Raw genomic sequence first — 313 nt, 5'->3', positions numbered from 1 at the left:
AGGGCGCGTCCGGCACGGCCGCCTGGCAGGCCAGGGGGCAGCAGGTGGCCGCGCAACTGACCGGGCGCTTGTGGTGGCCGTGCGCGCCCGGGTGGTGCTGGCCGGCCGAGGCGTGCCGCTGGCAGTCGGGGCCGTCCGCCCCGTCCGCCTGGACGCTCGCCGCCGCGGGCGCGTCGGCGGAGGCGGCTGCGGGCCGGTGCTGGGCGTGGGGGTCGGCCGGGGCCTGGTCGACGGCGGCGTGATCGGCCGCGGCGTGGCGCTGCATCGTGCACGGCGCCGCCGGGGCGATGGCCACGGCCATCGCCAGCACGGC

General features: G+C 81.8%; 1 protein-coding gene. It reads right to left on the bottom strand.

The genetic code is table 11. The annotated features are described in order from the left end of the window. On the bottom strand, window positions 1–313 hold a 313-nt coding region (locus MFF21_RS23710), incomplete at both ends, for a hypothetical protein (RefSeq protein WP_238315048.1).

Source organism: Methylobacterium organophilum (genome assembly GCF_022179465.1).
GTDB classification, from domain to species: Bacteria; Pseudomonadota; Alphaproteobacteria; order Rhizobiales; family Beijerinckiaceae; genus Methylobacterium; species Methylobacterium organophilum.
Note: the sequence above shows the minus strand (reverse complement) of the source record. Positions and strands in the feature narration are given on the sequence as shown.